Below are 351 nucleotides of genomic sequence, written 5' to 3' on the forward strand. Positions count from 1 at the left end.
GCATCACCCACAATTATGTTGGCTCGCGAGTCTTGCATCGATTTATTGTTTAGCTGTAGTAATCGCTTATTGATGTGCTCTGGCGGGGTAAAGTCACCGTCTTTATGACCAAATAAATTGAGAAGCTGCGCGTCTAAATCTATTAACGTTACTTCACTCACAGGCCATTTTAAAACATCTCTAAGTGCAAGCCCGTCACCACCACCTATTATTAATACACGGTCGTGTCTGTTAGAGGCAAGCATTGCAGGATAAACCAGCATTGAATGATATATTTGCTCATCAATACTTGAGAACTGTAAACGCCCATTTAAATATAAATCGGTAATTGGCTGAGGTTGGTTTTTGCTT

Annotated in this window: 1 protein-coding gene; it reads right to left on the bottom strand. The window is 40.5% G+C overall.

Translation table 11 applies throughout. The features are described 5' to 3' along the window. Positions 1–351 (bottom strand): spermine/spermidine synthase domain-containing protein (locus AAEY57_RS19505; RefSeq protein ID WP_502935504.1); only part of this gene is annotated, 351 nt, incomplete at both ends.

This window comes from Pseudoalteromonas sp. MER144-MNA-CIBAN-0113 (genome assembly GCF_040308965.1).
Taxonomy (GTDB): domain Bacteria; phylum Pseudomonadota; class Gammaproteobacteria; order Enterobacterales; family Alteromonadaceae; genus Pseudoalteromonas; species Pseudoalteromonas tetraodonis.